Raw genomic sequence first — 2,858 nt, 5'->3', positions numbered from 1 at the left:
GCGCGGGCCGTGCGGTGTACGGATGAAGCCGGGGCAGACGGCGTTGCAGCGGATGTTGCGGTCGCGGAACTCGACGGCGATGGCGCGGGCGAACATGTGGCAGGCGCCCTTGGTGGTGTCGTAGAGCACTTCGTTGGGAGTCGCCGCCACCGCCGAGATCGACGAAGTACAGACGATCGAGCCGCCGCCGGCCGCAATCATGCCGGGCAAAACGGCGCGCGTCATCAGGAACATCGAGCGCACATTGACGGCATGCAGCCAGTCCCATTCCTGCACCGTGGTCTCCAGGAAGGGCTTTATCACGATGGTGCCGGCGTGGTTGAACAGCACGGTGACCGGTCCGAGTTTTTCGATAGCACCCTTCACGGCCGCTTCGACCTGTGCCTCGTCGGAGACGTCGGCGACAAAATGCTCGGCGAGATGGCCGCGCGCCCTGATTGTCGCTGCGGTTGCGGCGGCCGCCTCGCCGTTGCGGTCGATGATCGCCACCTTGGCGCCTTCGGCGGCGAACAGCTCCGAAGCCGCTCCACCCATTCCCGTCGCGCCCCCCGAAATGATGGCGACCTTGCCGGCCAGTCTTGTGCCCATTTTTCTGCCCCCTGTGTGGCGATTTCGCTTTGCTGGTGGGCGATGCTACCGCGCCGGCGCCGGGCGGCCAATCCACGAATTGAGCGCAGCGAAAGCAAGGTCATAGGTCCATTCGGACGCAGAAGCAAAAAACGGACGCTCCATATGGATCGGCCGTTAGAGTGCTCCCTCTAAGCAAGTGCCTACCAACTTCCAGCACCATAGGAGAAAATTATTCCATCTTTGGCCTAAAAATAGCAATCGACAAAGTCTACAAGTTTTATAGATTAACCGCCGAGACGGAGGTCGATATGTCCTATATCCAGAACGCCCAGACGGATCGCAGTGATCAGCGGTCGGCCAATGCCCAGGCCTTTCGCCCGGCCTATGCCGGGGCTTTCGCCTATCTCGTCTTTGCCCTTGCGTTCGTGTTCACCGGGGCCGTTGTGCTGGGCCTTATTCCCTGAGTCGTCAGATCGACCGGGCTTAGCTGCCCACCGCTTTCAGGCAATCGGAGTTGAATGAACCGAATCCTCGGCGTGCTTTCGCGCGCCCGACACCACGGAGGACATGGCAATGCCGATCGAGTTCACGCATATTCCCGGTAAGACCGCCGATGCCGCGGTTCCCTTTTTCTACGACTTTGCCGAGACCGCGACCAAGCTCGGGCTGATCGAGGATGGCGGCTTCCGCAAGATCGTCATCGACGATTCGGCCGGACTGCTGACCAACATGGATTTTGCGGCCCAGGTGCTCGATCGCACCTCGTCGCTGGAAGTCGTGCTCACCCATTGGGCGGGCGTGGTCGAACCGACCGTGGCGGCCCGCCAACTGGCGTCGATCGACAGGAAAAGCGGCGGGCGCCTGGCGCTGAGAATGATCAGCGAGCCGCTGAGCGACGCCGACGCCGAAACACGGCCGGTCGGGCACACCGTCATCTGGCAGCGCATCGACGAATATCTGGTGCTGCTGAAGCGGCTGTGGTCGAACGACCGGCCCTTCGACCACGAAGGAACGTTCTACAGCATCAAGGGCGGCTATGTGCCGCGCAAGGGACCGCACGGCGCCGACCTGGTCATCCGCATGGGCGGGCAGTCCGGAACGGCACTCAAAGTTGCCGGCCGGCATGCCGATGTCTTTGAATTGGCGCCCGGCTCGATCGACGAGATCCGGCAATTGATGGAGCGGGTGCGCCGCTCCGCCGCCGAACATGGTCGGGCCGGCAAGCTGCGCTTCGCGCTTCCGGTCGGGATTCACCAAGGTGCTTCCGCCTCCGGCCACAAGGCGGTCGATGTTGCCGGGCCACCAGCCCAGGCCGCCCTGTCGCTGCTTGCGTATGCAGCCCTTGGGATCGATGAATTCATGATTGTCGGCGTCGACACGCCACGCGAGATCGCAACGCTCGGCCGGGAAACGATCGCTCTGCTGCGCAATTCGCTGGCGCGTCGCGAACACGAGGCATTCCAGCCTGGGGCATATGCGTCTCGTGCAGGATTGGAGACGCGGGCAACGGGCTGAAGTTCTTCAGCCTTTTGTTGCCTCGGGCCTGTCGCCAAGCCGCGACAGGCCTTCAATGACAGCGCTCGAACCCGTTAGCGCGCCGAAGACGCCGTCTTCAACCGTCACCATGTGAAGGGCTGCTTCGTGCGCTTGTCTGTCGCCGCTGGCGCAGGCGTCCGAAATCGTCAGGCATTGGAAATTGCGGTCGCAGGCCTCACGCAGCGTGGTGTGGACGCAGACATCCGTGGTGCATCCGGAAAACAGCAGATGCGTGATGCCTTGCGCGCGCAGCACAAGTTCGAAATCCGTATAGGTGAAAGCGCTGTTGCAGGTCTTGTCGACGATGATGTCCTGCGGGGCGACGTCGATCTCCGGAACGATCTGGAATCCTGGACCAGAGCGCAGCAGGATTTCGGTGCCTTCGAGCCCAGCGCGCTTGCGGCGCCATGTCTCGTAGGGCGTCATGTCGGCCATGTCAGCCCGGTAGCCCTGCCTGGTGTGGATGACCCTGACACCGGCCTTGCGGGCGGCTGATATCAGCCGGCTCACGGTCGGCAGGATCGCCCTGAGCGGCGAGGGATCATATCCCTGCCTGGCGAAGTAGCCCGTCGTCGACAGGAAATCCTGCTGCAGGTCGATGACGATCAGCGCGGTGGTTTCGGCCATCAGCCTGCCGTCATAGGGAAAGTCGAAGGGCGTCGCCTTGATCATTTTTGGCTCCCGTTTTTCGATCGGCACTTGTTTGCTTGACGCAATTCCGAACGGAAACCGTTTCACACTTTCCCTGGAAT

Annotated in this window: 4 protein-coding genes; 2 read left to right on the top strand and 2 right to left on the bottom strand. The window is 62.2% G+C overall.

All coding sequences use genetic code 11. From position 1 onward, the window contains the following. A partial coding sequence (locus tag EN984_RS29395; protein ID WP_164765732.1) for an SDR family oxidoreductase occupies window positions 1-588 on the bottom strand: 588 nt, incomplete at its 3' end. 290 nt (window positions 589-878) lie between these two features. Here EN984_RS29395 and EN984_RS29390 point away from each other — a divergent pair. Continuing rightward, complete coding sequence (locus EN984_RS29390) at window positions 879-1,034, top strand: hypothetical protein (RefSeq protein ID WP_127269069.1); 156 nt, start codon at window positions 879-881, stop codon at window positions 1,032-1,034. Window positions 1,035-1,143: 109 nt separating this feature from the next. Further along, window positions 1,144-2,085 carry an LLM class flavin-dependent oxidoreductase gene (locus EN984_RS29385; protein WP_127269073.1) on the top strand — a complete coding sequence of 314 codons (942 nt, stop codon included), beginning with the start codon at window positions 1,144-1,146 and terminating at the stop codon, window positions 2,083-2,085. Between the two features lie 6 nt (window positions 2,086-2,091). Here EN984_RS29385 and EN984_RS29380 read toward each other — a convergent pair whose 3' ends face one another. After that, window positions 2,092-2,778 carry an isochorismatase family cysteine hydrolase gene (locus tag EN984_RS29380; protein WP_127269068.1) on the bottom strand — a complete coding sequence of 229 codons (687 nt, stop codon included), beginning with the start codon at window positions 2,776-2,778 and terminating at the stop codon, window positions 2,092-2,094. Between the last annotated feature and the right edge of the window lie 80 nt (window positions 2,779-2,858).

It is taken from the genome of Mesorhizobium sp. M7A.F.Ca.CA.004.12.1.1, from assembly GCF_003997835.1.
Lineage (GTDB): Bacteria > Pseudomonadota > Alphaproteobacteria > Rhizobiales > Rhizobiaceae > Mesorhizobium.
Note: the sequence above shows the minus strand (reverse complement) of the source record. Positions and strands in the feature narration are given on the sequence as shown.